Genomic DNA, 25,020 nt, shown 5'->3' with positions numbered 1-25,020 from the left:
GTTCTTATAACGAACTTTCAACGCGCATCCTGAGTGCTGGAGACCACGCCTTGATCAACAAGATCTCGCCTTCCGTCGAAGCCGCCTTGGCCGACGTGCCCGACGGCGCCACCGTGATGATTGGCGGCTTCGGCACTGCCGGCCTGCCCAACGAGCTGATCGATGCCCTGATCGCCCAGGGCGCGAAGGAGCTCACCATCGTCAACAACAACGCAGGCAACGGCGACACCGGCCTGGCCGCGTTGCTGGCGGCCCGGCGGGTGCGCAAGATCATCTGCAGCTTTCCGCGCCAGGCCGACAGCCACCACTTCGATGCGCTGTACCGCGCCGGCCAGATCGAGCTGGAACTGGTGCCGCAGGGCAACCTGGCCGAGCGCATCCGCGCCGCGGGCGCCGGCATCGGCGGCTTCTTTACGCCCACCGGCTACGGCACCCAGCTGGCCGAGGGCAAGGAAACCCGCGAGATCGACGGCCGCAGGTACGTGTTCGAGTCGCCCATCCATGCCGACTTCGCGCTGATCCGCGCCGAACGCGGCGACCGCTGGGGCAACCTGACCTACCGCATGACCGCGCGCAACTTCGGCCCGGTGATGGCGATGGCCGCCAAGGTCACCGTGGCCACGGTGCATGAGATCGTCGAGCTGGGCAGCCTGGACCCGGAGGCGGTGGTCACGCCCGGCATCTTCGTGCAGCGCGTGGTGAAGGTGGACCGCGTGGCCACCAGCGGCGGCGGCTTCAAGCAGGCGGCCTGATGCGGTCGCCCGCCGTCTCCCGGCGCGCGGCCGTGCTGGTCGCCGCCTCCGCCGCGCTGGCCGCGGCCCTGCCGCTGCCCGCCACCGCACAGGCCTGGCCGGCCAAGCCGGTTCGCATCATCGTGCCCTTCGCCCCCGGTGGCGGCAACGACGTCTTCGCCCGCCAGCTCGCCACGCAACTGGGCACGCTGCTCGGCGTGCAGGTGCTGGTGGACAACCGCCCCGGCGCCGGCGGCACCGTGGGCACCGACGCCGCGGCCAAGTCGCCGGCCGATGGCTACACCTTGCTGCTGGGCCACACCGGCACGCTGGCCATCAATCCGGTGCTGTACCCCAAGCTGCCCTACGACGCGCGCAGCAGCTTCGTGCCGGTGGCGCCGCTGGCCAGTGCGCCGCTGGTGCTGGTGGTGCCGTCGTCCAGCCCGATCCGCTCCTTTGCCGACCTGCTGGCCCGGGCCAAGGCCGCGCCCGGCAAGCTGGCCTTCGCCTCCAGCGGCAACGGCACCGGCGGCCACCTGGCCGGCGAACTGCTGGAGGAAGTGGCCGGCGTGAAGATGCTGCACGTGCCGTACAAGGGCACCGCGCCCGCGCTCACCGACGTGCTGGGGGGCCAGGTGGACCTGATGTTCAGCGTCATCCCCCCGGCGCTGCCGCATGTCGACGCCGGCAAGCTGCGCGCGATCGGCATCACCGGCGCGCGCCGCAGCCCGCGGCTGCCCGACGTGGCCACGGTGGCCGAGGCGGGCCTGAAGGGCTACGAAAGCTCGCTGGCCTATGGCCTGGTGGCGCCGCGCGGCACGCCCGATGCCGTGCTGAAGACGCTGGGCGACGCCGTTGCCAAGGCCGTGGAAACGCCGGCACTGCGCGATGCCTTCAAGGCCGAGGGCGCCGAGCCGCTGCCCGGCACGGCGGCCGACTTCCAGGCGCTGATGCAGAGCGAATCCGACAAGTGGGGCCGCGTGATCCGGCAGGCCGGCATCAAGCCCGAGTGAACCCGACAGACAGCAGGAGACACACGACATGCCAGGAAAGTGGACCCGCGACCAGATGGCGCGGCGCGTGGCGCAGGACATCCCCGACGGCGCCGTCGTCAACCTCGGCATCGGCCTGCCGACCGCCGTGGCCAACCACCTGCCCGAAGGGCGCGAGGTGGTGCTGCACAGCGAGAACGGCGTGATCGGCATGGGCCCGGCGCCCGCGGCCGGCCAGGAGGACTACGACCTCATCAACGCCGGCAAGCAGCCGGTGACGCTGCTGCCGGGCGGCTGCTTCTTCCACCATGCGGACAGCTTCGCGATGATGCGCGGCGGCCACCTCGACGTGTGCGTGCTCGGTGCCTTCCAGGTGTCCGCCGGCGGCGACCTGGCCAACTGGCACACCGGCGCCAAGGACGCGATTCCCGCCGTGGGCGGCGCGATGGACCTGGCCATCGGCGCGAAGAAGACCTTCGTGATGATGGAGCACACCACCAAGTCCGGCGACAGCAAGATCGTCCCGGCCTGCACCTATCCGCTGACCGGCATTGGCTGCGTCAGCCGCATCTACACCGACCTAGCCGTGCTCGACATCACGCCCGACGGCGTGGCCGTGCTGGAGATGGCCGAGGGACTGAGCTTCGACGAGCTGCAGAAGGTCACCGCCGTGCCGCTGCGGCCCGCCACATCCACCGCCACCGCCTGATCCGACCGCCCCCCCCAGGAACCGCCCCATGACCGCCGTTTTCTCGCGCCGTACCTTTGCCGCCCTGGCCGGCCTGGCCACGCTGGCCGCCGCCACCCTGCCTGCCGCACCCGCCTGGGCGGCCGACGACTTTCCCAACAGGCCCGTGCGCATCCTCACGCCGTTCCCGGCCGGCTCCGGCCCGGAAACCGTCACCCGCATGGTGGCCGAGAAGCTGCAGAAGATGTGGGGCAAGCCGGTGATCGTGGAGAACAAGCCGGGCGCCAACGGCTTCATCGCGATCGACACCTTCAAGCGTGGCGACAAGCAGGGCTATGACCTGATCCAGCTGGACAACGTGCATCTCTCGGCCTACCCGCACCTGTTCAAGAAGCTGCCGTACGACCCGCAGAAGGACTTCGACACCCTGCTGCCGCTGTTCAAGACCAACTTCTTCTTCGCGGTGGCGGCCGACAGCAAGTACAAGACCGTCGCCGACATCGTCAAGGACGCCAAGGCCAACCCCGGCAAGCTGAACTACGGCTCCTGGTCGGTGGGCAACCCGGTGCACCTGGGCTCGGAGCTGTTCGAGACGGTCACCGGCACCGAGATGGAACATGTGATCTACAAGGAGACCTCGCTGCTGTACACCGGCGTGGCCACCGGCGAGCTGGCCTTCGCGCTGGGCACCAGCGCCAGCTCCGGCTCGCTGCAGCGGGCGGGCAAGCTGCGCTACATCGCCGTGGCGGCGCCCAAGCGCGTGCCGGCCTTCGCCGACGTGCCGACGGTGGCCGAGTCGGGCGGCCCGGCCAACTTCGAGGTGATCGGCTGGACCACCATCGCCGCACCCAAGGGCATTCCGGCCGAGCGCGCCGAGAAGATCCGCCGCGACATCGAGAAGGCGCTCGCCGAGCCCGACGTGAAGCAGCGCTACGACACCTTCGGCTACGAGCTGTTCCCGCAGACACGCGAGCAGTTCGTGCAGTTCATCGGCAGTGAATCGGCACGCTTCGCCGACGTGGTCAAGAAGGCCAACGTCGCGCTCGACTGACGCCCGCCCCACACTGCACCCACCGCATCAGGAGACACCGCATGAGCAGCACCCACGCCTTCATCTGCGACGCCGTTCGCACCCCCTTCGGCCGCTATGGCGGCGCGCTGTCGATGGTGCGCGCCGACGACCTGGGCGCCGTGCCGCTGCGGGCGCTGATGGCGCGCAACAAGGAGGTGGACTGGGCGCAGGTGGCCGACGTGCTGTACGGCTGCGCCAACCAGGCCGGCGAGGACAACCGCAACGTGGCCCGCATGAGCGCGCTGCTGGCCGGCCTGCCGCTGGACGTGCCGGGCGCCACCATCAACCGCCTGTGTGGCTCGGGCCTGGACGCCGTGGGCAGCGCCGCCCGCGCCATCAAGGCGGGCGAGGCCGGCCTGATGATCGCCGGCGGCGTGGAGAGCATGAGCCGCGCGCCCTTCGTGATGCCCAAGGCCGAGAGCGCCTTCTCGCGTGCCAATGCGGTGTACGACACCACCATCGGCTGGCGCTTCGTCAACAAGCTGATGAAGGAGCAGTACGGCGTCGACTCCATGCCCGAGACCGCCGAGAACGTGGCCACCGACTACAGGATCGAGCGCGAGGCGCAGGACCGCATGGCGCTGGCCAGCCAGCTCAAGGCGGTGGCGGCGCAGAAGAGCGGCTTCTTCGATGCCGAGATCGTGCCGGTGACCATTCCTCAGAAGAAGGGCGACCCGGTGGTGGTGAGCAAGGACGAGCATCCGCGCGAGACCTCGCTGGAAGCGCTGGCCAAGCTGCGCGGCGTCGTGCGGGCCGACGGCACGGTGACGGCCGGCAATGCCTCGGGCGTGAACGACGGCGCGGCGGCGCTGCTGCTGGCCAGCGAAGCCGCCGCGGCGAAGAACGGCCTGACCCCGCGTGCCCGTGTGGTGGGTATGGCCACCGCCGGCGTGCCGCCGCGCATCATGGGCATGGGCCCCGCGCCGGCCACGCGCAAGGTGCTGGCGCTCACAGGGCTGACGCTGGACCAGATCGACGTGATCGAGCTGAACGAGGCCTTCGCCGCCCAGGGCCTGGCCGTGCTGCGCGACCTCGGCTTGCAGGACGACGACCCGCGTGTGAACCCCAACGGCGGCGCCATCGCGCTGGGCCATCCGCTCGGCGCCAGCGGCGCGCGGCTGGCCACCACGGCGGTGAACCAGCTGCACAAGAGCGGCGGCCGTTATGCGCTGTGCACGATGTGCATCGGCGTCGGACAGGGCATCGCCGTGGTCCTCGAACGGGTGTAAGCCGCCGCGCACCCGCCACGCCGGCCCCCGCAAGGTGGCCGGTTTTTTTTCGTCCCGTCCCCGTGCGCGCCAATGCAGTTTGTGCGCAGCGCGCCCAACCCACCCCTCGACCCCCTGGTGAGCAGCGGCGCGCGTGCCTAGAGTGGCCGCATTGCAGTAGCGACACCGGCGCCGGGCGATCAACGCACAAGAGCATGTCATGAGCGATGACGACTTCAGCCCCGACGATGTCCTGGCCGCGCGCCTGGCGCCTGGCAGCGCGGCTGGCGCAGAGCCGGCCCAGCGCGACCTGGTCGCCGGGCTGGAAAAGGGCCTGCAGGTGATCGAGGCCTTCGACCAGGACCGCCCGCGCCTGACCATCGCCGAAGTGGCCCAGCGCACCGGCCTCACCCGCGCCGCCGCGCGCCGCTACCTCATCACGCTGACGCACCTGGGCTTCGTCAGCCAGGACCGGCGGCTGTTCGCGCTCACGCCCAAGGTGCTTCGGCTGGCGCAGAGCTACATGCATTCGGCCCGGCTGCCGCGCATCGTGCAGCCGGAGCTGCATAAGCTGGCCTACGCGATGAAGGAGGCCTCCTCGGCCGGCACGCTGGACGGCGACGACGTGATCTGCATCGCCGCCACCAGCGCCGGGCGCGTGATCTCGGCCACTCTGCAGCCCGGCACCCGCGTGCCGGCGCACTGCACCTCCAACGGCCGCGTGCTGCTGGCCGCGCTGCCGCAGGCGGAGGTCGACGCCTGGATCGCCCGCCAGTCGCTGCGCGCCTTCACGCCGCACACCGTCACGCTGCCCGAGCGGCTGCGCATCGAGATCGCCCATGCGCGCGCCCAGGGCTACGCCTGCGTCGACCAGGAACTGGAGCTGGGCCTGCGCACCATCGCCGTGCCGCTGAAGAACTACCGCGGCGACACCGTGGCCGCCCTCAACTTCAGCGTGCATGCCCAGCGCATGACGATGGACCAGCTCGTCGAACACTGCCTGCCGCCGCTGCGGCAATCCCAGGCCACGCTGCGGCAGCTGCTGTAGCGCACCGCCTTCCCACACCCGCCGAAAGAAGTACCCATGAGTTCCTCCCGCACCCAGGTCGCCATCGTCGGCGCCGGTCCGTCCGGCCTGCTGCTCGGGGCCCTGCTCGCCCGCGCCGGCATCGACGCCGTGGTGGTGGAGCAGCGCAGCGCCGACTATGTGCTGGGCCGCATCCGCGCCGGTGTGCTGGAACAGGTGACGGTGGACCTGCTGGACGAAGCCGGCGTGAGCGAGCGGCTGCATGCCGAAGGCCTGCCGCATGACGGAGTGAACCTGAGCTTCGACGGCGTGCTGCACCGCATCGACCTGAAGGCGCTGACGGACAAGCACGTGGTGGTCTACGGCCAGACCGAGGTCACGCGCGACCTGATGCAAGCCCGCGCCGCCGCCGGCCTGAAGACCGTGTACGAAGCGCAGGACGTGGCGGTGCATGGCTTCGACGGTGCCCAGCCGAGCGTCACCTACACAGTGAATGGCGAGGCGCACACGCTGCACTGCGACTTCATCGCCGGCTGCGACGGCTACCACGGCGTGTGCCGCGCCAGCGTGCCGGCCGATGCGCTGCAGACGCACGAGAAGGTCTACCCCTTCGGCTGGCTGGGCATCCTGGCCGACGTGCCGCCGGTGGCGCACGAACTGATCTACGCCCACAGCGAGCGCGGCTTCGCGCTGTGCAGCATGCGCTCGGCCACCCGCAGTCGCTACTACGTGCAGTGCTCGCTCGACGACCATGCCGATCGCTGGAGCGACGACGCCTTCTGGGCCGAACTGGCCCGGCGCCTGCCGCCGCAGGTGGCGGCGCAGCTGGTCACTGGCCCGTCCATCGAGAAGAGCATCGCGCCGCTGCGCAGCTTCGTCACCGAGCCGATGCGCTTCGGCCGACTCTTCCTGGCGGGCGACGCCGCCCACATCGTGCCGCCCACCGGCGCCAAGGGCCTGAACCTGGCCGCCGGCGACGTCGGCCTGCTGGCACGTGCGCTGGACGAGCACTACCGCGGCAGCAACCGCGGCATCGACACCTACTCGCAGCGCTGCCTGCAGCGGGTGTGGAAAGCCGAGCGCTTCTCGTGGTGGTTCACCTCGTTGATGCACCAGTTCCCGGAGACGGGCAGCTTCGGCCAGCGCATGCAGCAGGCCGAGCTGGCCTACCTCACGTCGTCGCAGGCGGCCAGCACCGCGCTGGCGGAGAACTACGTCGGCCTGCCGCTGCCGCTGTGAAGCGGCACCGGCTGCGGTAACGTCGCCGGCCCGAAACACGTTCCATGGAGCCGACGATGATCCTCGAACACGCCGACATCACCATTCCCCCCGGCCAGCAGGCTGCCTTTGACGAGGCCATCGTGCGCGGCATCGAGACGGTGATCAGCCAGGCCAAGGGCTTCCTGGGCTGGCGCGTGCAGCGCGGCGTCGAGTCGCCCGAGCGCTATGTGCTGACTATCTACTGGGCGCGGCTGGAAAACCACACGGTGGATTTCCGCGAAGGGCCGCTGTTCGCGCAATGGCGCGCCATCGTCGGGCCCTTCTTTGCGAAGCCTCCGGTGGTGGAGCACTTCACGCTGGTCGGAGAGCAGCCGCTCTCCGCCTGAGGCATCGGGCCGGCAGGGCGCCGGCCCCGCCCAATCAGGCCTGCTGGGTGCCGGCCTGGCCGCCCTGGGCGCGCTTGGCGGCCGCCGCGGCCACCGCCTGGGTGATTTCCTTGCGGTAGCGGTTCAGCTCCTGCACGCTGGCGAAGCTGCGTTCGAACAGCAGGCTCAGGTTGTGCAGGATGCGGTCGCCGACCTTGTTTTCCCACACCGCGTCGAACTGGATCTGCTTGTCCAGCCAGGCTTCCAGCCAGCCGGGATCGGGCAGCCGGCTCTGCACCGTGTCGCGAGGGAACAGCTTCTCGTTCACGTGAAGGTTGGTGGGGTGCAGCGCCTGCGCGGTGCGGCGGGCGCTGGCCATCAGCACGCCCACCTTGGCGAAGGCGGCGCGCGCCTCGTCACCGAACTTGTTCATCGCCCGCTTCATGTAGCGCAGGTAGGCGCCGCCGTGGCGGGCCTCGTCCTTGGCCAGCGTCTCGTAGATCTTGCGGATCACCGGCTCGGTGTGCCATTCGGCCGCGCGGCGGTACCAGTGGTTCAGCCGCACCTCGCCGCAGAAATGCAGCATCAGCGTCTCCAGCGCGGGCGCCGGGTCGAATTCGAAGCGCACTTCGTGCAGTTCCTGCTCGGTGGGCACCAGGTCAGGCCGGAAGCGGCGCAGGTACTCCATCAGCACCAGCGAGTGCTTTTGCTCCTCGAAGAACCACACGCTCATGAACGCGGAGAAGTCGCTGTCGTCGCGGTTGTCGCGCAGGAACATCTCGGTGGCCGGCAGGGCCGCCCACTCGGTGATGGCGTTCATCTTGATGGTCTGCGCCTGCTCCTCGGTGAGCAGGTCAGGTTGGAACTGGTCCCACGGGATGTCCGTGTCCATGTTCCAGCGGACGGCTTCCAGTTGCTTGAAGAGTTCAGGGTAGAGCATCGCGGTTCCTAGGCAGCCGGCAATTCTAGGCGGCCATCCAAGGCCTCGTGCCGCCAAGCCCTTACCGCCGGTGCCACCGCCTCCAGCGAGGTGAAGGCGGACACCCCCGCGAGGCGCCGGCGCCACGATCCCATGCCCGCACCGCCGGACCACACTTGCGTAGCCGCGGGCAGCGACTCGCGCAGCTGCTGGAGCCCGCGGCCCACCTGCGCCGGCTTCTGGCAGCCGGTGAAGCTCAGCGCCACGACGTCGGCGCGGAAGGCGGTGGCCGCGGCCGCAATGTCGGGCACCGGCGTCTGCACCCCCAGCGACACGCAGCGGCAGCCCTCCACCGCCAGCAGCGCCTCCACCATCAGCAGGCCCATGGCGTGCGGCTCGCCCGGCAGCGTGGTCAGCAGCACGCACGGCCGGCCACGCGCATCGGGCGCCTGCAGCCGGCCCAGCGCCTGGCGCAGCAGCATGGTCACCGCCTCGGTGTACGCATGCTCCTCGTACACCGCCAGTTCGCCGCGCATCCACGCATCGCCGACCTGCGTATTGGTGGGCACCAGCATTTCCAGGACGAAGCGCGCCAGCCCCAGGCGGGTGAGCGCTTCCGACAAGCCATGCCGCACACCGTCCAGATCGTGTTCGCGCAGACGCTGCAGGCAGCCGTCCGGCGCAGCGCCGCCCTCGGCAGTGGGTGCGGCGGGCACCTCCCGCGGGCCGGCGATGTCGCCGAGCATCTGCAGCAGCGCCGGCGCGGGCAGCGCCACCACGCGGCCGGGCCGGTGGCCTGCGTCCAGCAGGCGCTTGATGGTGCGCAGCCGCTCCAGCTGCTCATGGGGATAGGCGCGCTCGCCGGTGGCTTCCCGCCGTGGCGCGGGAAAGCCGTAGCGCCGCTCCCACATGCGCAAGGTTTCCTTGCTGAGGCCGGTGTCGCGCTCTACTGCGGCAATCGACCACACCGGTGCCGCCGTGTCCACGATCTTCAGGTCGCGACTCATTTGTATTAGACAAACTCCGGTTCGTTGCGCATCATAGGTACATACGCCGCCGATGGGCAGTGTTTGTGTAGGACAAAAACATGTTCTTCTCTTTTCGCTCCAAAGCCTTGCAGGCCCTGTTCGGGCTGTGCGCCGTGGCGCTCGCCCCGGCCGTGCAAGCAGCCTGCCCGGCCTTGCTCGACCACACGCTGCCGCGCCTGCAGGACGAAAAACCGGTCAACCTGTGCAGCTACGCCGGCAAGGTGGTGGTGGTGGTCAACACGGCCAGCTACTGCGGCTTCACGCCGCAGTACAAGTCCCTGGAAGCGCTGTACAGCCGCTACCAGCAGCGCGGCGTCGTGGTGCTCGGCTTTCCCAGCAACGACTTCGGATCGCAGGAGCCGGGCAGCAATGCCGAGGTGGCGGCGTTCTGCGAGAACACCTTCGGGGTCAAGTTCCCGATGTTCGCCAAGTCCAAGGTCAAGGGCGGCGGCGACGTCAACCCGCTGTTCCAGCAACTGGCCCAGGCCAGCGGCAAGACACCTTCCTGGAACTTCCACAAGTACGTGATCGGGCGCGACGGCCGCTTCGCCTTCAGCGCCGGCAGCCTGACTGATCCGCTGAGCAAGGGCTTCGTGGCGGACATCGAGCGGCTGCTCCAGCAACCCGTGGCAGCCCCGTGACCATGCGCGCAGGCTCCCTTTCGCAAAGCTTTGTTTCTGGCTCGGCGGCCGTGGAACTCACCGCCGGCACGGCCGTCTATGCCAGAGGATGCGGCATCAACACCGCCTCCGAACGGTTTTGTCTGCGGCGTGGCCTTCCTGTTGATCAGGCTGCAATCCCGAAGCGTCTCTCCTCCTCCTCCCTCCCTCCCTCCTTCGCTTCGGGGCGCCACGCAGCAGCTTTTGTACACGGGCCGGCGGCACATGCCGGCCTGGGAGTCTGAGCCATGCGGCGCGTCGCCGTCATCGGCTCCGGCATCGCCGGATTGGCCGCCGCCCGTGCGCTGGCCCCGCATGCCGCGGTCACGCTGCTGGAAGCGGGTCCCTGGTTCGGCGGCCATGCCCACACGGTCGACGTCACGCTGGACGGCGTGACGCATGGCGTGGACACCGGCTTCCTGGTGTTCAACCTGCGCACCTACCCACGCCTGATCGCGCTGTTCAAGGAACTGGATGTGGCCACCGCGCCGTCCGAGATGTCGTTCTCGGTGCAGGCGCCCAGCCGTGGGCTGGTGTGGAGCGGCAGCGGCCTGGACGGGGTGTTCGCCCAACGGCGCAACCTGTTGCGCCCGGCCTTCTGGGGCATGCTGGCCGACATCCTGCGTTTCAACCGCGTGTGCACCGGCATCGCCCGCCGCAATGCCGACGCGGAGCTGGCCGAGCCGCTCGGCCGCTTCCTCCAACGCCTGCGCTTCGGCAGCCTGTTCCAGGAGGGTTACCTGCTGCCGATGATCGGCAGCATCTGGTCCTGCCCCACCGACCAGATGCTGCAGTTCCCGGTCGGCACGCTGATCCGCTTCTGCCACAACCACGGCCTGCTGCAGGCCACCGGCCAGCCGCCGTGGCGCACGGTGCGTGGCGGCTCTCGCGAATACGTGCGCCGCATGGTGCTGGAGGTCCCCGACGCGCGGCTGGACACGCCGGTGCTGCGCGTGCAGCGGCTGCCGCCGGCCGAGGGCCATGCGGGCGTGCTGGTCACCACCCGGCATGGCACGGAGCGATTCGACGACGTGGTGATGGCCACCCACAGCGACACCAGCCTGTCCCTGCTGGCCGATGCCACCGCGCCCGAGCGGGCGGTGCTGTCCGCCATCCGCTACCACGACAACCGCGCGGTGCTGCACACCGACGCCTCGGTGCTGCCGGCCACGCAGCGGGCCTGGGCCGCCTGGAACTACGAGCGCGCGCCGGACGCCGGCACCGAGCAGGCGGCCGTGTGCCTGCACTACCTGATCAACCGGCTGCAGCCGCTGCCGTGGCAACGGCCGGTGGTGGTGTCGCTGAACCCGGTGCGCGAGGTGGACCCCTCCACCGTGCTGGGCGAATGGCAGTACGCGCACCCGGTGTTCGACCAGGCCGCCATCGAGGCCCAGCGGCGGCTGCCCACGCTGCAGGGAAGCGCCGGCCTGTGGTTCTGCGGCGCATGGACGCGCTACGGCTTCCATGAGGACGGCCTGATGTCCGGCCTGGCGGTGGCGCAGGATTGGCTGCTGCGTCACCGCGACGCGCCCGTGCGCGTGGCGGCATGAGTGCCGAACCGGCGGCAGCGCCCTCCCCGGTCTGGCTCGGCGTGGGCAGCGTGCGCCACCAGCGCTTGCGCCCGCAGCCGCACGGCTTTGCCTACGGCACCTACTTCGTGATGCTGGCGCTGCGGCAGTGGCGACGCCAGCCCGGTGGCCCCCTGCCGCGCGGGCGCTTCGGCCTCGTGAGCTTCGACGACCGTGACCACGGCGACGGCCGCGCCGACTGCCTGCAGTGGATCGAATCGGTGCTGGCCGCCGAAGGCATCAGCGACGCCAGCGGCGAAATCTGGCTGCACTGCTTCCCGCGGGTGCTGGGCCACACCTTCAAGCCGGTGAGCTTCTGGTACTGCCACCGGGCGGACGACTCGCTGGCCGCCATCCTGGTGGAGGTGAACAACACCTTCGGCGAACGCCACTGCTACCTGCTGGCCGGCGAGGAGCTGGCCTACGGCCGCGAGCTGCAGGCGCGCAAGGTGTTCCACGTCTCGCCCTTCTGCCGCACCGAAGGCGACTACCGCTTCCGCTTCATGCGCACGCCCGCGGCGTCGGCGGCGCGTCCGCCGCGCACCGTCGTGCGTATCGAGCACCACGATGCCACCGGCCCGCTGATCGTCACCAGCGTGGCGGGCACGCTGGCGCCGGCCACCGCCGCGCGGCTGCGTGCCGCCTTCTTCGGCCAGCCCCTGATGACGCTCGGCGTGGTGGCACGCATCCACTGGCAGGCCTGGAAGCTGTGGCGCAAGCGGGTGCCCTTCTTCCGCAAGCCGAATCCGCCCGAACAGTTCGTGACCCGATGAGCCCGATGACCACCAGCACCCACCTCCTGACCCCGTCCCTGGCCCTGCCCACCGGCGCGCCGGCCGCGGCCCGGGCCGTGTTCAAGCTGCTGAGCCGGCTGCAGCACGGCACGCTGGACGTGCAGTGGCCCGATGGCACGCAGACGCATTTCGGCCAGCCTGCCGGCCCCGACACCGGGCCCCGTGCCGCCATGCGGCTGCACGACTGGCGACCCTGCGCGGCCGCCCTGCGCTCCGGCGACATCGGCTTCGCCGAGACCTACATCGACGGCGGCTGGGACACGCCCGACCTGGCGGGGCTGCTCAAGCTGCTGCTGGCCAACCGCAACGCCATCGAGACCGTGGTGTATGGCCGCTGGTGGGGTCGGCTGGCCTACCGCCTGAAGCACCTGCTGAACCGCAACTCGCGCCGGGGCAGCCGCCGCAACATCCACGCCCACTACGACCTCGGCAATCCGTTCTACCGGGAGTGGCTGGACGAGACGATGAACTACTCCAGCGCCTGGTTCGAAGGCGATACGCAGCGGCCGCTGGCCGAGGCGCAGCGGGCCAAGGTGCGGCGCGCGATCCGCGAATGCGGTCTGCTGCCCGGCCAACGCCTGCTGGAGATCGGCTGCGGCTGGGGTGCGGTGGCCGAGGCGGCGGCGGTGGAATTCGGCGCACAGGTCACCGGCGTCACGCTGTCCACCGAACAGCTGGCGCATGCGCAGGAGCGCATGGCCCGCGCCGGCGCCGCCGAGCGCTGCGACCTGCGCCTGCAGGACTACCGCGACATCGACGACGGCCCGTTCGACGCGGTGGTGTCCATCGAGATGTTCGAGGCGGTGGGCCGCGAGTACTGGCCGGCCTTCTTCCAATCGTTGCGCCGACAGCTCAAGCCGGGCGGCCGCGCCTGCATCCAGAGCATCACCATCCGCGACGACCTGTTCGAGCGCTACGTCAAGGGCACCGACTTCATCCAGCAGTACGTGTTCCCGGGCGGGCTGCTGCCCAGCCCGTCGCGCTTTCGCGAGCAGGCCGAGGCGGCCGGCCTGCTGGTGGTGGGCGAGCTGGACTTCGGCCCTGACTATGCGGAGACGCTGGCCCGCTGGCGCACCGCCTTCCTGTCGCGCGAAGGCCCGATCCGCCAGCTCGGCTACGACGCGCCCTTCATCCGGCTGTGGACCTTCTACCTCGCCTACTGCGAGGCGGCCTTCGCCACCGGCAACACCAGCGTCATGCAGTTCACGCTGGAAAAGCGCTGAGCTTCAGCGCAGCCAGCCCTTGCGTTTGAAGAACAGGAACGGCGCCGCCACCGAGGCGGCCATCAGCACCAGCACGTAGGGGTAGCCCCAGGCCCAGTCCAGCTCGGGCATGAACTTGAAGTTCATGCCGTAGATGCTGGCGATCAGCGTGGGCGGCAGCAGCGCGACGCTGGCCACCGAGAAGATCTTGATGATCTTGTTCTGGTTGATGTTGATGAAGCCGACCGTGGCGTCCATCAGGAAGTTGATCTTGTCGAACAGGAAGGCGGTGTGCGAGTCGAGTGAATCGATGTCGCGCAGGATCTGCCGCGCCTCCTCGAACTGCTCGGCATTCAGCATGCGGCTGCGCATCATGAAGCTCACCGCGCGGCGGGTGTCCATCACGTTGCGGCGGATGCGGCCGTTCAGGTCTTCCTCCTTGGCCACCGCGGCCAGCACCTCGCCGGCGGCGCGGTCGTCCACCTCCTGCTTCAGCACCCGCGCGCTCACGCGCTCCAGCGCGTCGTAGATGCCTTCGAGCGCATCGGCGCTGTACTCGGCGTCGGCGTCGTAGAGCTTGAGCAGCACGTCCTTCGCGTCCTCGATCAGGGCCGGCGTGCGGCGTGCGCGCAGGCGCAGCAGGCGGAACACCGGCAGGTCCTCGGCATGCACCGAGAACAGCACGTTGTCCTTCAGGATGAAGGCCACGCGGACGTTGCGCGGGGTGACGTCGTCGTCGATCAGGAAGTCGGAGCGGATGTGCAACTCGCCGTTGTCTTCCTCGTAGAAGCGGGCGGACTCTTCCAGGTCGTCGTCGACGGCGTCCTCGGGAATGGTCAGTCCGAAGCGGCTGGCGATCCAGCCCTTTTCCTGCGGCGTGGGCGCGTCGAGGTCGACCCAGACCGGACGCAGGTCCACCAGGGCCTCGGCACTTTCGATCTCTTCCTGGAACAGCCGCCCATTGGCGAGCCTGAAGACGTTCAGCATGCGGTACTCCGGCGCTCTGGGGCGCCCTGCGGGGTGCAACGGTTCGGAATGGCCCGCCCACCCCCGGCATGCCGGTGCGGGCGGTCACCTAGGGTGACTCTGGTCCACGGATCTCTCCAGTCGGTAAGCCCACGATTATGCCCATGAGATCCGACGCTTTCGGTGCCTCGCCCGGGTCGGTTCCGGGCCTTTGCGCCACCCTTGCCGGACCGTCACATCTGCAGAGAACTGCACTGCTTCCATCGGCTTGTCATGCCGCGAATTAGGGGGCACACTGTTTTCGACCGCCCCCGCAAAACCCCGCCTCCGCCGCCCTCAGCCGCCCCGCATCCCTCCCCCCGACCCGAGCCGTTCCCGGGCCTTTCGTCTTCTCCCCCAACCCTTCCCCAAAGGAGGATCTGATGAACCTGACGATCAGCGGACACCATCTCGAAGTCACCCCTGCGCTTCGCGAATACGTGCTCACCAAGCTGGACCGGGTGACGCGACATTTCGACCAGGTGGTCGACATCAACGTGCTGCTGAAGGTGGAAAAGATCCGGGAGAAGGAGCGCCGACAAATGGCGGAGATCACAGTGCACGTCAAGGGACGCGACATCTTCGTCGAGCAGAGCCACGAGGACCTGTACGCGGCCATCGACCAGCTGGTCGACAAGCTGGACCGCCAGGTGTGCCGCCACAAGGACAAGGTGCAGGACCATCACCACGCCTCGGCCAAGCGCCTGGACGCGAGCGTCTGAACACGCCGCGCCGCGGCGCGTAGCACGAGCGGCCCGCCGGGCCGCTTTTTTCCTTCAGGCGACCATGGCGCAGCGCAGCAAAACAGCAACACCCGAACCCCGGGTCTCCTCTGCGGGTAGCGGGGTACAGGCCGATTTCTATAATCAACGCCCTATTTGCCACAGTTCCTGCGGTTGTCGCTGCCGCCGCAACGTCGGGGAACCTACATGAACCGTCTCGCCGCCATCCTGCCTGCCACCAACGTGTTGGTGAATGTGGAAGCCACCAGCAAGAAGCGCGCGTTCGAACAGGCTGGCCTGCTGTTCGAGAACCAGCACGCAATTGCTCGGGCCACGGTCAGCGACAACCTGTTCGCGCGGGAGCGCCTCGGTTCCACCGGCCTCGGCCACGGCGTGGCCATTCCCCATGGCCGCATCAAGGGCTTGAAGAACCCGCTGGCAGCGGTCATCCGTGTTCAGCAGCCGATTCCGTTCGACGCGCCTGACGACGAACCCGTGGGCCTGCTGATCTTCCTGCTGGTCCCCGAGGCCGCCACGCAGCGGCACCTGGAGATCCTGTCCGAGATCGCGGAACTGCTGTCCGACCGCGAACTGCGCGAACGCCTGAAGACCGAGCCGGATGCCGCCGGCCTGCACAAGCTGATCGCTGACTGGGCACCGCTGAAGTCGGTCGCCTGACGACCGGGCCGTGAAGCCTTCGTCCATCAGCGCGGAGGCGCTCTTCGAGGAGCACCGCACCGCGCTGCGCTGGGAATGGGTGGCCGGTCATGCCCATCCGGAACGCCGCTTCGACGACGCCGCCGTGCGCGACGCACGCTCGGCCGCCGACCTGGTGGGCTACCTGAACTACATCCATCCCTACCGGGTGCAGATCGTCGGCCGCCGCGAGGTGGCCTACCTGAGCCAGAGCGCCGACGAGACCCTGGAGCGGCGCATCTCCCGCATCGTCACGCTGGAGCCACCGGTGATCATCGTGGCGGACGACCAAGTGCCGCCCGACCGCCTGACTGCGATGTGCGACCGGGCGGAGATTCCGCTGTTCGTCACCGCCGAATCGGCCGGCCACGTGATCGACGTGGTGCGCGGTTACCTGAGCCAGCTGTTCGCCGAACGCACCACCCGCCACGGCGTGTTCATGGACATCCTGGGCCTGGGCGTGCTGCTCACCGGCGAATCGGGCCTGGGCAAGAGCGAACTGGGCCTGGAGCTGATTTCCCACGGCCACGGGCTGGTGGCCGACGATGCGGTGGATCTTTACCGGGTGTCACAGACCGCGATCGAAGGCCGCTGCCCCGAGCTGCTGATCAACCTGCTGGAAGTGCGCGGGATCGGCCTGCTGGACATCAAGGCCATCTTCGGCGAGACGGCCGTGCGCCGGAAGATGCGGCTCAAGCTCATCGTGCACCTGGTACGCAAGGAAACGATGGAGCGCGAATTCGAGCGCCTGCCCTACGAGCCGATGTACGAGGAGATCCTGGGCGTGCCGGTGCGCAAGGTCATCATCGCGGTGGACGCCGGCCGCAACCTGGCCGTGCTGGTGGAAGCCGCGGTGCGCAACACCATCCTGCAGCTGCGCGGCATCGACACCTACCAGGAGTTCATCCAGCGCCACCAGAAGGCGATGGACAACGGCGGCGAGGGCTGAGGCCGCTCAGCTCGGCCGGTGCGGGCACTGCGGCTTGACGCAGGCCGCATACAGCGCCAGAGAATGGTCGTGCAGCTCGAAGCCACGCGTCTGGGCCACGGAGCGCTGGCGCTTCTCGATCTCGGGGTCGAAGAACTCTTCCACCCGACCGCAGGTCAGGCACACGAGGTGGTCGTGGTGCTGGCCCTCGTTCAGCTCGAACACCGACTTGCCGGATTCGAAGTGGCTGCGCGACAGCAGGCCGGCCTGCTCGAACTGCATGAGCACGCGGTACACGGTGGCCAGGCCGATGTCCGCGCCCTCGGCCAGCAGGGCCTTGAACACGTCTTCGGCCGTCATGTGCCGCTGGTTGGCGCGCTGGAAGACCTCGAGGATCTTGATGCGCGGGAGCGTCGCCTTCAGGCCGCTGCTCTTGAGTTCGTCTACGTGGTTCATGGCCGACCCCTGGAATTGGGGACCTTAGAATCCCGGCATGATAGCCAGCCCGCTCCGGCGCACCATGTTTCGAATCGAATACCTCGGCCTCCTGGGGGCACTGCTGACGCTTGGCGGTTGCGCGTCGTGGCAGGAATCGCTGAAGACCAGCGACAGCATCCTCGGCGTCATCACGCCGTATCGCGTGGAGGTGGTGCAGGGCAACGTGGTCACCAAGGAGCAGATGGCCGCCGTGCGCCCCGGCATGAGCCGCGCGCAGGTGCGCAACATCCTGGGCTCGCCGCTGCTGACCGACGTGTTCCATGAGAACCGCTGGGACTACATCTTCACCATCAAGCGCCAGGGCACCGAGCCGCAGCGCCGCAGCGTCGTGCTCACCTTTGACGGTGACCTGCTCAAGACCATCGATGCGCCGGACCTGCCGGGCGAGCAGGACTTCGTGGCCTCGATCAGCCCGGTCAGGGTCAGCAAGAACGAACCCAAGCTCGAACTGACGGAAGAGCAGCGCAAGGCCCTGCCGGTGCCGCCCAAGCCCGAGGCCACGCCCACCGCGCCCGAGCCCACCGGTGCCACCCGCACCTACCCGCCGCTGGAGGCCGCCAAGTGACGGCGCCGCTGCGCATCGCCATCGCCGGGTCGTCCGGCCGCATGGGCCGCATGCTGATCGAGGCGGTGAGCAACGCCGACGACTGCGTGCTGGCCGGCGCACTCGACCAGCCCGGCAGCCCCGCGCTGGGCGCCGATGCCACCGGCTGGCTGGGCCGCGAGAGCGGCGTGAAGGTCACCGACGACCTGCGCACGGCCCTGGCCGGTGCGCAGGTGCTGATCGACTTCACCCGCCCCGAAGGCACGATGGCCCACCTGGCCGTCTGCCGCGAACTGGGCGTGCGCGTGGTGATCGGCACCACCGGCTTCAGCGACGAGCAGAAGGCGCAGATCGCCGAGCACGGCCAGCACATCGGCATCGTGATGGCGCCCAACATGAGCGTGGGCGTGAACGTGGTGCTGAAGCTGCTGGACATGGCCGCCCGCGCGCTGAGCGAGGGCTACGACATCGAGATCATCGAGGCCCACCACCGCCACAAGATCGACGCGCCCAGCGGCACCGCGCTGAAGATGGGCGAGGTGGTGGCCTCCGCCCTGGGCCGCGACCTGAAGGAATGCGCGGTGTACGGCCGCGAGGGCGTCACCGGCGAGCGCGACCCCAGCACCATCGGCTTTGCCACGGTGCGCGGCGGCGACATCGTCGGCGACCACACCGTGCTGTTCGCCGGCACGGGCGAGCGCATCGAGATCACGCACAAGAGTTCCAGCCGCGTGACCTACGCACAGGGCAGCCTGCGGGCGGCCCGCTTCCTGGCCGACAAGCCGCAAGGCGTGTTCGGTATGGAAGACGTGCTGCGCCTGAACGCCTGACCGCCGCGATGGACAGCGGCTTCGGGGCGTTCTGGCACGCCAGCGACGGCGTGGGCCGCACAGTGGCGGCGCTGCTGCTGCTGATGTCGGTCAGCGCCTGGGTGGTGATCGTCTGGAAGGCCTGGGTACTGCGCCGCGCGGCCACCGACATCCAGCGCGCGGTGCCCGCCTTCTGGGCGGCGCGGCAGCTGGATTCCGGCCGTGAACGCCTCGCCGCGTTGGACCGCGAGGGCCTGCTGGCGCCGCTGGTGGATGCGGCCACCGCGCCTTCGCAGCCGGGCACGCTGGCCACCGACGCGCACCTGTCATCCCAGCTCACGCGGCGGCTGCGCGATGCACTGCACCGCGGTCTGGCGCACCTGCAGTTCGGCCAGGTACTGCTGGCCTCCATCGGCAGCACGGCGCCCTTCATTGGCCTGTTCGGCACGGTCTGGGGCATTTACCACGCGCTGGCCGGCATGACGGCCGAGGGCGGCGTGACCATCGAGCGAATCTCCGGCCCGGTGGGCGAGGCGCTGGTGATGACGGCTGCCGGCCTGGCCGTGGCCATCCCCGCAGTGCTGGCCTACAACCTGTTCGGCAAGTGGGTGAGCGGCTGCGAGGCCGAGCTGGAAGGCTTCGCGCACGATCTGCGCGAGATGATGCTGGCGCGCAGCGCCGATTCCTGAAGCCACGCCGCCATGGCTTTCGGCCGCCTCGAACGCAACCCCGGCGCACGGCCGATGAGCGACATCAACATGACGCCGCTGATCGACGTGATGCTGGTGCTGCTGGTGATCTTCATGATCACCGCGCCGCTGATGACCAGCAGCCTGAAGCTCGACCTGCCGAAGAGCGACGCCGGCCAGCCGAGCGAGTCGCCGGCCTTCGTCACCGTGGCCATCGACGAGCACGGCCGGCTGTTCCTCGACGAGCAGCCGCTGCCGCCCGACGGCCTGGCCCAGCGGCTGGCCGATGCGGCGCGCGGCAACCCGCAGCTGGAAGTGCAGTTGCGCGCCGACCGCCGCGTGCCCTACGGCGAGGTGGCGACGCTGATCGGCATGATGCAGAAGGCCGGGCTGACGCGCATCGGCTTCGTGACCGAGCCCGCCACGCCCTGAGCAACGGCTTGGGACGTGACCCGTCCCTACAATCGGCCGCATGAACGACAAGTACATGCCCGCCGACGTCGAATCCGCGGCACAGAACCACTGGAACGCACGCGACGCCTACCGCGTGACCGAAGACGCGAGCAAGCCCAAGTTCTACGCCTGCTCGATGCTGCCCTACCCCAGCGGCAAACTGCACATGGGGCATGTGCGCAACTACACCATCAACGACATGCTCGCCCGCCAGCTGCGGATGAAGGGCATGAACGTGCTGATGCCGATGGGCTGGGACGCCTTCGGCCTGCCCGCCGAAAACGCGGCGATGAAGAACAAGGTGCCGCCCGCGCAGTGGACCTATTCCAACATCGCCTACATGAAGAAGCAGATGCAGGCGATGGGCTTGGCCATCGACTGGAGCCGCGAGGTGGCCACCTGCTCGCCGGCCTACTACAAGTGGAACCAGTGGCTGTTCCTGCAGATGCTGCAGGCCGGCATCGCCGAGCGCCGCACGCAGGTGGTGAACTGGGACCCGGTGGACCAGACGGTGCTGGCCAACGAGCAGGTGGTCGATGGCCGCGGCTGGCGCTCGGGCGCGCTGGTGGAAAAGCGCGAGATCCCCGGCTATTACCTGAACATCACCAGGTACGCCGACGAGCTGCTGGAGCATGTGCAGCAGCATCTGCCCGGCTGGCCCGAGCGGGTGAAGCTGATGCAGGAGAACTGGATCGGCAAGAGCGAAGGCGTGCGCTTCGCCTTCCCGCACGACATCCGCGGTGAAGACGGCCAGCCGATCCAGGGCGGCCGCATGTACGTGTTCACCACGCGCGCCGACACCATCATGGGCGTGACCTTCTGCGCCGTGGCGCCGGAGCATCCGCTGGCCACGCATGCCGCGCGCGGCAACCCGGCGCTGGCCGCCTTCATCGAGCACTGCCAGCAGGGCGGCACCACCGAGGCGGAGCTGGCCACCAAGGACAAGGAAGGCATGGCCACCGGCCTCTTCGTGCAGCACCCGCTGACGGGTGATGCGGTGGAGGTGTGGGTCGGCAACTACGTGCTGATGAGCTATGGCGACGGCGCGGTGATGGGCGTGCCGGCGCACGACGAGCGCGACTTCGCCTTCGCCAAGAAGTACGGCCTGCCGATCACCCAGGTGGTGGCGGTGGACGGCGAGCACTACAGCTACGACGCCTGGGCCGACTGGTACGGCGACAAGCAGCGCGGCGTGGTCATCAACTCGGGCAACTACAGCGGCCTGCGCTACAAGGAAGCGGTGGACGCCATCGCGCACGACCTGGCCGCCAAGGGCCTGGGCGAGAAGAAGACCACCTGGCGCCTGCGCGACTGGGGCATCAGCCGCCAGCGCTACTGGGGCACGCCGATCCCCATCATCCACTGCGCCGATTGCGGCCCGGTGCCGGTGCCCGAAAGCGACCTGCCGGTGGTGCTGCCCGAGGACCTGATCCCCGACGGCAGCGGCAATCCGCTGAACAAGTGCGAATCGTTCCTCAACGTCGCGTGCCCCAAGTGCGGCAAGCCCGCCAAGCGCGAGACGGACACGATGGACACCTTCGTCGATTCGTCCTGGTACTTCATGCGCTACTGCGACCCGGCCAACACCCGCCGCATGGTGGCCGAGGGCACCGGGTACTGGATGCCGATGGACCAGTACATCGGCGGCATCGAGCACGCGATCCTGCATTTGCTGTACGCCCGCTTCTGGACCAAGGTGATGCGCGACCTGGGCCTGGTGAAGATCGACGAGCCCTTCAAGCGGCTGCTCACCCAGGGCATGGTGCTCAACCATATCTACAGCCGGCGCAGCGCCCAGGGCGGCGTGGAGTACTTCTGGCCGCACGAGGTGGAGAACACCTTCGACGCCGCCGGCAAGATCACCGGCGCCAAGCTCAAGAGCGACGGCTCGGCCGTGGACTACCAGGGCGTGGGCACGATGTCGAAGTCGAAGAACAACGGCGTCGACCCGCAGGAGCTGATCGACCGCTATGGCGCCGACACCGCGCGGCTGTTCGTGATGTTCGCTTCCCCGCCCGAGCAGACGCTGGAGTGGAACGACGCCGGCGTGGAAGGCGCGCACCGCTTCCTCAAGCGCGTGTGGGGCTTCGGCGCGAAGAACGCAGCTGCGATCACCGCGGCGGGCGACGTGGCGGGCGAGCTGTCACCGGCCGCCAAGGCGCTGCGCCGCGAGGTGCACACGGTGCTCAAGCAGATCAGCTACGACTACGAGCGCATGCAGTACAACACCGTGGTCTCCGGCGCGATGAAGCTGCTGAATGCGCTGGAAGACTTCAAGCCCGCGCCGGGCGACGAGCCGGCGCTGCGCGAAGGCTTCTCGGTGCTGCTGCGCGGCCTGTACCCGGCCTGCCCGCACATCACCCACGGCCTGTGGCAGCAGCTGGGCTACGCCGACCGCCTGGGCGACCTGCTGGATGCGCCCTGGCCCGAGGTGGACGACGCCGCGCTGGTGCAGGACAGCATCGAGCTCGTGCTGCAGGTCAACGGCAAGCTGCGCGGCGCGGTGACGGTGCCGGCCGGTGCCGACAAGTCCGCCATCGAGGCCGCCGCCCTGGCGCACCCGGAGTTCATTCGCTTTGCCGAAGGCAAGTCCGCGAAGAAGGTCATCGTGGTGCCGGGCCGTCTGGTGAACGTGGTGGTGTGATGCACAGACGCCATCTGCTGCACTCCTCGCTGGCCCTGCTGGGCGGCGGCCTGCTCGCGGGCTGCGGCTTCAAGCTGCAGCAGCCGCCGGTGCTGCCGTTCCGCAGCATCGCGCTCACCGGCTTCAACCCGCGATCGCCGTTGCTGGCCGAGCTGCGTAGCCGGCTGGGCGCCACGCAGGTGACCGAGATCCCCGCCCAGGCCGACGTGGTGCTGCATGCGCTGGCCGACGCCCGCGAACGCAGCGTGGTGGCCACCACCGCCGCCGGCCAGGTGCGCGAGGTGCAGCTGCGCACGCGCTTCAACTTCCGCGTGAACGCCAAGGGCGGCCGGGTGATGCTGCCGCCGTCGGAACTGCTGCTGACGCGGGACATGAGCTACAACGAGACCGCCGCGCTGGCCAAGGAGCAGGAGGAAGCCCAGCTCTACCGCGCGATGGAAGCCGACGTCGCCCAGCAGGTGCTGCGCCGCCTGGCCGCCGTGCAGCCGGGCGCCTGAAGCCACGATGCAGGTACGCACAGAACAGCTCGCCGGCCACCTGGCCAAGGGCCTGAAGCCGCTGTACGTGGTGCACGGCGACGACCCGCTGCTGGCCCAGGAGGCCGCCGACACGGTGCGCGCTGCGGCCCGCGCCGCCGGCTACACCGAGCGCAAGGTGTTCACCGTCAGCGGCCAGCACTTCGACTGGAGCGGGCTGCTGGGCAGCTCGCAGGCGATGAGCCTGTTCTCCGACCGCCAGCTGATCGAGATCCGCATCCCCGGCGGCAAGCCGGGCAAGGAAGGCTCCGAGGCCCTGCAGCGTTATTGCCAGACGCTGTCGGAGGACGTGCTGACCCTGATCCACCTGCCGCGGCTGGATGGCCAGCAGCTCAAGAGCAGCTGGTTCGGCGCGCTCGACGGTGCCGGCGTCACCGTGCGCGTGGAGCCGGTGGAACGGCGGGACCTGCCCACCTGGATCGCGCGCCGTCTGGCTGCCCAAGGCCAGCAGGTGGCGGCGGGCGAGGAAGGCCAGCGGACGCTGGCATTCTTTGCCGACCGCGTGGAAGGCAACCTGCTGGCCGCCCACCAGGAGCTGCAGAAGCTCGCGCTGCTGTATCCGCAGCGGGCGCTGGCCTATGCCGAGGTGGAAGCCGCGGTGCTCAACGTGGCGCGGTACGACGTCTTCAAGCTGGGCGAGGCGGTGCTCGCCGGCCAGGTGGCGCGTGCACTGCGCATGCTGGACGGCCTGCGTGCGGAGGGCGAGGCCGCGGTGCTGGTGCACTGGACGCTGGCCGAGGACATCCGCGCCATCAAGCGGGTGCATGACGCCATGGCCGACGGCAAGCCGCTGCCGATGGCATTGCGCGAGCAGCGGGTGTGGGGCGTGAAGGAACGGCTGTTCGAGCGGGTGCTGCCCGCGCTCAGTGCCACCGACGTGGCGCTGCTGGTGGAAGGCGCCAGCGTGTGCGACGGCATCGTCAAGGGCCTGAAGCACCCCGACTGGCCCACCGACGCCTGGGATGCGCTGCGCCGCCTGGCGCTGATGCTGATGCAGCGGGTGCTGCCGCTGCCGCCGGGCGCCTCGGCCTGCGGGCTGCGGCTGGTGCTGTAAGGCTTGTCGCCGCGGCGACGTGGGTTCAGTACCCGCGCTGCCGGTCCACCAGATTCGACAGCGGCTGCCCTTGCTGCAGCGCCACCAGGTTGCGCACGGCGATCGCGGCCGCGCTGCGGGCATCCGTCTGCGCGGCCACATGCGGCAGCACCGTGATGCGCGGATGCGCCCAGAACGCATGGCCATCCGGCAGCGGCTCGGTGGCAAACACGTCCAGCACCGCATGGCCGATCTGGCCGCTGTCCAGCGCCGCCAGCAGGTCGGCCTCCACCAGGTGCGCACCACGCGCGAGGTTGACGATGGCGGCGCCTGGCGGCAACTGGCTGAACAGCGCAGCGTTCAGCACGCCGGTGGTCTGCGGCGTCAGCGGCAGCAGGTTGATGAGCACGCCGCTGCGCGCCAGCAGCGGCGGCAGCGCGGCCTCGCCGTCGGAGCGGCGCCAGCCCGCAGCGTCATAGCCGTGCTGGCGCAGCAGCCGCAACGCGGCGCCGCCCATCTCGCCCAGGCCGAGCACCGTCACCCGCACTTCGCCGGCACGCCGCAGCGGATGTGGCTGCCAACGGCGTTCGGCCTGCTGGCGTGCGTAATCGAAGAAGCCACGGTGCAGCGACAGCACGGCCCACAGCGCGGTCTCGGCCATGGTCTCGTTCATCGCCGGGTCCACCATGCGGGCGATGGGCACGCCGGCGGGCAGCGTGTCGTCGCGCAGCAGCCGGTCGACGCCCGCCCACAGCGACTGGATCAGGCGCAGCCGCGGCAGTCCCTGCAGCCGGCCCGGCGCCGGGTTGGCCACCACGGCGGCTTCGATCTCGGCCGCAGGAAAGGCCTCGTCGTCCAGCCACCAGCGGGCGCCGGGCAGCGCGGCTTGCAGGTGGCCGCGCCACTCGCCGCGCTCCTGCGCGCTGAAGCTGCCGGTGAGCAGCAACTGCATCGCGTCGCTCCGATGCGGGAAAGCGTCGCCTTCGGGT

Annotated in this window: 27 protein-coding genes; 22 read left to right on the top strand and 5 right to left on the bottom strand. The window is 69.5% G+C overall.

Features of this window, described 5'->3' with window-relative positions; translation table 11 throughout:
- Positions 1–50: 50 nt before the first annotated feature.
- The 8 genes from LRS14_RS15450 (at position 51) to LRS14_RS15415 (ending at position 7,325) form a co-directional block, all read left to right on the top strand.
- Complete coding sequence (locus tag LRS14_RS15450) at positions 51–752, top strand: 3-oxoacid CoA-transferase subunit A (protein ID WP_257800077.1); 702 nt, start codon at positions 51–53, stop codon at positions 750–752.
- Entirely contained in the window at positions 752–1,744 is a 993-nt protein-coding gene (locus tag LRS14_RS15445) for a tripartite tricarboxylate transporter substrate binding protein (RefSeq protein WP_257800076.1), read from the top strand. The genes LRS14_RS15450 and LRS14_RS15445 overlap by 1 nt, the downstream gene beginning before the upstream one ends.
- Positions 1,745–1,772: 28 nt before the next feature.
- Positions 1,773–2,432 carry a 3-oxoacid CoA-transferase subunit B gene (locus tag LRS14_RS15440; protein WP_257800075.1) on the top strand — a complete coding sequence of 220 codons (660 nt, stop codon included), beginning with the start codon at positions 1,773–1,775 and terminating at the stop codon, positions 2,430–2,432.
- A gap of 28 nt (positions 2,433–2,460) precedes the next feature.
- A complete protein-coding gene (locus LRS14_RS15435; protein WP_046110925.1) occupies positions 2,461–3,462 on the top strand; it encodes a tripartite tricarboxylate transporter substrate binding protein in 1,002 nt (333 codons plus the stop codon).
- A 41-nt stretch (positions 3,463–3,503) separates the two neighbouring features.
- A complete protein-coding gene (gene pcaF / locus LRS14_RS15430; RefSeq protein WP_257800074.1) occupies positions 3,504–4,712 on the top strand; it encodes a 3-oxoadipyl-CoA thiolase in 1,209 nt (402 codons plus the stop codon).
- A 199-nt stretch (positions 4,713–4,911) separates the two neighbouring features.
- Positions 4,912–5,739, top strand: coding sequence for an IclR family transcriptional regulator C-terminal domain-containing protein (locus LRS14_RS15425; RefSeq protein ID WP_257800073.1), 828 nt, complete (start codon positions 4,912–4,914; stop codon positions 5,737–5,739).
- Positions 5,740–5,775: 36 nt separating this feature from the next.
- Complete coding sequence (pobA, locus tag LRS14_RS15420; protein ID WP_257800072.1) at positions 5,776–6,957, top strand: 4-hydroxybenzoate 3-monooxygenase; 1,182 nt, start codon at positions 5,776–5,778, stop codon at positions 6,955–6,957.
- A gap of 56 nt (positions 6,958–7,013) precedes the next feature.
- Positions 7,014–7,325, top strand: coding sequence for an antibiotic biosynthesis monooxygenase (locus tag LRS14_RS15415; RefSeq protein ID WP_046110922.1), 312 nt, complete (start codon positions 7,014–7,016; stop codon positions 7,323–7,325).
- A 34-nt stretch (positions 7,326–7,359) separates the two neighbouring features.
- Here the strand turns inward: LRS14_RS15415 and LRS14_RS15410 are convergent, their stop codons facing one another.
- The gene (locus tag LRS14_RS15410) at positions 7,360–8,244 is read right to left on the bottom strand and encodes a ferritin-like domain-containing protein (RefSeq protein WP_257800071.1); all 885 of its coding nucleotides are present in this window, start codon (positions 8,242–8,244) and stop codon (positions 7,360–7,362) included.
- 8 nt (positions 8,245–8,252) lie between these two features.
- On the bottom strand, positions 8,253–9,230 hold the full coding sequence (locus LRS14_RS15405; RefSeq protein WP_257800070.1) for a MerR family transcriptional regulator: 978 nt from the start codon (positions 9,228–9,230) through the stop codon (positions 8,253–8,255).
- An 80-nt stretch (positions 9,231–9,310) separates the two neighbouring features.
- Here LRS14_RS15405 and LRS14_RS15400 point away from each other — a divergent pair, with 80 nt between their 5' ends.
- From LRS14_RS15400 to LRS14_RS15385, 4 genes are all read left to right on the top strand, one after another.
- On the top strand, positions 9,311–9,892 hold the full coding sequence (locus LRS14_RS15400; protein WP_257800069.1) for a glutathione peroxidase: 582 nt from the start codon (positions 9,311–9,313) through the stop codon (positions 9,890–9,892).
- A 266-nt stretch (positions 9,893–10,158) separates the two neighbouring features.
- Complete coding sequence (locus LRS14_RS15395) at positions 10,159–11,460, top strand: NAD(P)/FAD-dependent oxidoreductase (protein WP_257800068.1); 1,302 nt, start codon at positions 10,159–10,161, stop codon at positions 11,458–11,460.
- Positions 11,457–12,251, top strand: a complete 795-nt coding sequence (locus LRS14_RS15390; protein WP_046110917.1) for a DUF1365 domain-containing protein — start codon at positions 11,457–11,459, stop codon at positions 12,249–12,251. The genes LRS14_RS15395 and LRS14_RS15390 overlap by 4 nt, the downstream gene beginning before the upstream one ends.
- A 5-nt stretch (positions 12,252–12,256) precedes the next feature.
- Complete coding sequence (locus LRS14_RS15385; RefSeq protein WP_257800489.1) at positions 12,257–13,495, top strand: cyclopropane-fatty-acyl-phospholipid synthase family protein; 1,239 nt, start codon at positions 12,257–12,259, stop codon at positions 13,493–13,495.
- Between the two features lie 3 nt (positions 13,496–13,498).
- Here the strand turns inward: LRS14_RS15385 and corA are convergent, their stop codons facing one another.
- Complete coding sequence (corA, locus tag LRS14_RS15380) at positions 13,499–14,461, bottom strand: magnesium/cobalt transporter CorA (RefSeq protein ID WP_046110915.1); 963 nt, start codon at positions 14,459–14,461, stop codon at positions 13,499–13,501.
- 401 nt (positions 14,462–14,862) lie between these two features.
- On the opposite strand from corA, the gene hpf reads away from it, so the two are divergent.
- From hpf to hprK, 3 genes are all read left to right on the top strand, one after another.
- Positions 14,863–15,201: a ribosome hibernation-promoting factor, HPF/YfiA family gene (gene hpf, locus LRS14_RS15375; protein ID WP_046110914.1), complete on the top strand. Its 339-nt coding sequence runs from the start codon at positions 14,863–14,865 to the stop codon at positions 15,199–15,201.
- A gap of 207 nt (positions 15,202–15,408) precedes the next feature.
- The gene (locus LRS14_RS15370) at positions 15,409–15,879 is read left to right on the top strand and encodes a PTS sugar transporter subunit IIA (RefSeq protein ID WP_046110913.1); all 471 of its coding nucleotides are present in this window, start codon (positions 15,409–15,411) and stop codon (positions 15,877–15,879) included.
- 10 nt (positions 15,880–15,889) lie between these two features.
- Entirely contained in the window at positions 15,890–16,846 is a 957-nt protein-coding gene (gene hprK, locus LRS14_RS15365) for an HPr(Ser) kinase/phosphatase (protein ID WP_046110912.1), read from the top strand.
- 6 nt (positions 16,847–16,852) lie between these two features.
- Here the strand turns inward: hprK and fur are convergent, their stop codons facing one another.
- Positions 16,853–17,281 (bottom strand): ferric iron uptake transcriptional regulator, encoded by a 429-nt coding sequence (gene fur / locus LRS14_RS15360; protein WP_046110911.1) that lies wholly within the window; start codon positions 17,279–17,281, stop codon positions 16,853–16,855.
- Positions 17,282–17,345: 64 nt separating this feature from the next.
- Between fur and LRS14_RS15355 the strand changes: the two genes are divergently transcribed.
- From LRS14_RS15355 to holA, 7 genes are read left to right on the top strand one after another with little or no spacing between them, the layout of a single operon-like run.
- On the top strand, positions 17,346–17,888 hold the full coding sequence (locus tag LRS14_RS15355; RefSeq protein ID WP_046110910.1) for an outer membrane protein assembly factor BamE: 543 nt from the start codon (positions 17,346–17,348) through the stop codon (positions 17,886–17,888).
- Positions 17,885–18,697 carry a 4-hydroxy-tetrahydrodipicolinate reductase gene (dapB, locus tag LRS14_RS15350; protein WP_046110909.1) on the top strand — a complete coding sequence of 271 codons (813 nt, stop codon included), beginning with the start codon at positions 17,885–17,887 and terminating at the stop codon, positions 18,695–18,697. The genes LRS14_RS15355 and dapB overlap by 4 nt, the downstream gene beginning before the upstream one ends.
- 8 nt (positions 18,698–18,705) lie before the next feature.
- Positions 18,706–19,365, top strand: coding sequence for a MotA/TolQ/ExbB proton channel family protein (locus LRS14_RS15345; protein WP_257800067.1), 660 nt, complete (start codon positions 18,706–18,708; stop codon positions 19,363–19,365).
- Positions 19,366–19,377: 12 nt separating this feature from the next.
- Positions 19,378–19,797, top strand: coding sequence for a biopolymer transporter ExbD (locus LRS14_RS15340; RefSeq protein ID WP_257800066.1), 420 nt, complete (start codon positions 19,378–19,380; stop codon positions 19,795–19,797).
- A 40-nt stretch (positions 19,798–19,837) separates the two neighbouring features.
- Positions 19,838–22,462 (top strand): leucine--tRNA ligase, encoded by a 2,625-nt coding sequence (gene leuS / locus LRS14_RS15335; RefSeq protein ID WP_257800065.1) that lies wholly within the window; start codon positions 19,838–19,840, stop codon positions 22,460–22,462.
- A complete protein-coding gene (lptE, locus tag LRS14_RS15330; RefSeq protein ID WP_046110905.1) occupies positions 22,462–22,959 on the top strand; it encodes an LPS assembly lipoprotein LptE in 498 nt (165 codons plus the stop codon). The genes leuS and lptE overlap by 1 nt, the downstream gene beginning before the upstream one ends.
- A 7-nt stretch (positions 22,960–22,966) precedes the next feature.
- The gene (gene holA, locus LRS14_RS15325; RefSeq protein ID WP_257800064.1) at positions 22,967–24,052 is read left to right on the top strand and encodes a DNA polymerase III subunit delta; all 1,086 of its coding nucleotides are present in this window, start codon (positions 22,967–22,969) and stop codon (positions 24,050–24,052) included.
- 25 nt (positions 24,053–24,077) lie between these two features.
- Here holA and LRS14_RS15320 read toward each other — a convergent pair whose 3' ends face one another.
- Positions 24,078–24,983, bottom strand: coding sequence for a glyoxylate/hydroxypyruvate reductase A (locus LRS14_RS15320; protein WP_257800063.1), 906 nt, complete (start codon positions 24,981–24,983; stop codon positions 24,078–24,080).
- Positions 24,984–25,020: the final 37 nt, after the last annotated feature.

Origin of the sequence: Aquincola sp. J276 (assembly GCF_024700035.1) — a bacterium.
Lineage (GTDB): Bacteria > Pseudomonadota > Gammaproteobacteria > Burkholderiales > Burkholderiaceae_C > Aquincola > Aquincola tertiaricarbonis.
Note: the sequence above shows the minus strand (reverse complement) of the source record. Positions and strands in the feature narration are given on the sequence as shown.

What these genes read in the sequence shown, in the direction of transcription:
- LRS14_RS15355 (WP_046110910.1), top strand. Translation starts at nt 17,346, where the DNA reads ATGTTTCGAATCGAATACCTCGGCCTCCTGGGGGCACTGCTGACGCTT.
- LRS14_RS15410 (WP_257800071.1), bottom strand. Translation starts at nt 8,244, where the DNA reads ATGCTCTACCCTGAACTCTTCAAGCAACTGGAAGCCGTCCGCTGGAAC.
- leuS (WP_257800065.1), top strand. Translation starts at nt 19,838, where the DNA reads ATGAACGACAAGTACATGCCCGCCGACGTCGAATCCGCGGCACAGAAC.
- LRS14_RS15400 (WP_257800069.1), top strand. Translation starts at nt 9,311, where the DNA reads ATGTTCTTCTCTTTTCGCTCCAAAGCCTTGCAGGCCCTGTTCGGGCTG.
- LRS14_RS15395 (WP_257800068.1), top strand. Translation starts at nt 10,159, where the DNA reads ATGCGGCGCGTCGCCGTCATCGGCTCCGGCATCGCCGGATTGGCCGCC.
- holA (WP_257800064.1), top strand. Translation starts at nt 22,967, where the DNA reads ATGCAGGTACGCACAGAACAGCTCGCCGGCCACCTGGCCAAGGGCCTG.
- pobA (WP_257800072.1), top strand. Translation starts at nt 5,776, where the DNA reads ATGAGTTCCTCCCGCACCCAGGTCGCCATCGTCGGCGCCGGTCCGTCC.
- LRS14_RS15370 (WP_046110913.1), top strand. Translation starts at nt 15,409, where the DNA reads ATGAACCGTCTCGCCGCCATCCTGCCTGCCACCAACGTGTTGGTGAAT.
- LRS14_RS15425 (WP_257800073.1), top strand. Translation starts at nt 4,912, where the DNA reads ATGAGCGATGACGACTTCAGCCCCGACGATGTCCTGGCCGCGCGCCTG.
- LRS14_RS15320 (WP_257800063.1), bottom strand. Translation starts at nt 24,983, where the DNA reads ATGCAGTTGCTGCTCACCGGCAGCTTCAGCGCGCAGGAGCGCGGCGAG.
- LRS14_RS15390 (WP_046110917.1), top strand. Translation starts at nt 11,457, where the DNA reads ATGAGTGCCGAACCGGCGGCAGCGCCCTCCCCGGTCTGGCTCGGCGTG.
- lptE (WP_046110905.1), top strand. Translation starts at nt 22,462, where the DNA reads ATGCACAGACGCCATCTGCTGCACTCCTCGCTGGCCCTGCTGGGCGGC.
- LRS14_RS15445 (WP_257800076.1), top strand. Translation starts at nt 752, where the DNA reads ATGCGGTCGCCCGCCGTCTCCCGGCGCGCGGCCGTGCTGGTCGCCGCC.
- LRS14_RS15440 (WP_257800075.1), top strand. Translation starts at nt 1,773, where the DNA reads ATGCCAGGAAAGTGGACCCGCGACCAGATGGCGCGGCGCGTGGCGCAG.
- LRS14_RS15385 (WP_257800489.1), top strand. Translation starts at nt 12,257, where the DNA reads ATGACCACCAGCACCCACCTCCTGACCCCGTCCCTGGCCCTGCCCACC.
- pcaF (WP_257800074.1), top strand. Translation starts at nt 3,504, where the DNA reads ATGAGCAGCACCCACGCCTTCATCTGCGACGCCGTTCGCACCCCCTTC.
- hpf (WP_046110914.1), top strand. Translation starts at nt 14,863, where the DNA reads ATGAACCTGACGATCAGCGGACACCATCTCGAAGTCACCCCTGCGCTT.
- LRS14_RS15405 (WP_257800070.1), bottom strand. Translation starts at nt 9,230, where the DNA reads ATGAGTCGCGACCTGAAGATCGTGGACACGGCGGCACCGGTGTGGTCG.
- LRS14_RS15435 (WP_046110925.1), top strand. Translation starts at nt 2,461, where the DNA reads ATGACCGCCGTTTTCTCGCGCCGTACCTTTGCCGCCCTGGCCGGCCTG.
- fur (WP_046110911.1), bottom strand. Translation starts at nt 17,281, where the DNA reads ATGAACCACGTAGACGAACTCAAGAGCAGCGGCCTGAAGGCGACGCTC.
- LRS14_RS15415 (WP_046110922.1), top strand. Translation starts at nt 7,014, where the DNA reads ATGATCCTCGAACACGCCGACATCACCATTCCCCCCGGCCAGCAGGCT.
- LRS14_RS15340 (WP_257800066.1), top strand. Translation starts at nt 19,378, where the DNA reads ATGGCTTTCGGCCGCCTCGAACGCAACCCCGGCGCACGGCCGATGAGC.
- corA (WP_046110915.1), bottom strand. Translation starts at nt 14,461, where the DNA reads ATGCTGAACGTCTTCAGGCTCGCCAATGGGCGGCTGTTCCAGGAAGAG.
- LRS14_RS15345 (WP_257800067.1), top strand. Translation starts at nt 18,706, where the DNA reads ATGGACAGCGGCTTCGGGGCGTTCTGGCACGCCAGCGACGGCGTGGGC.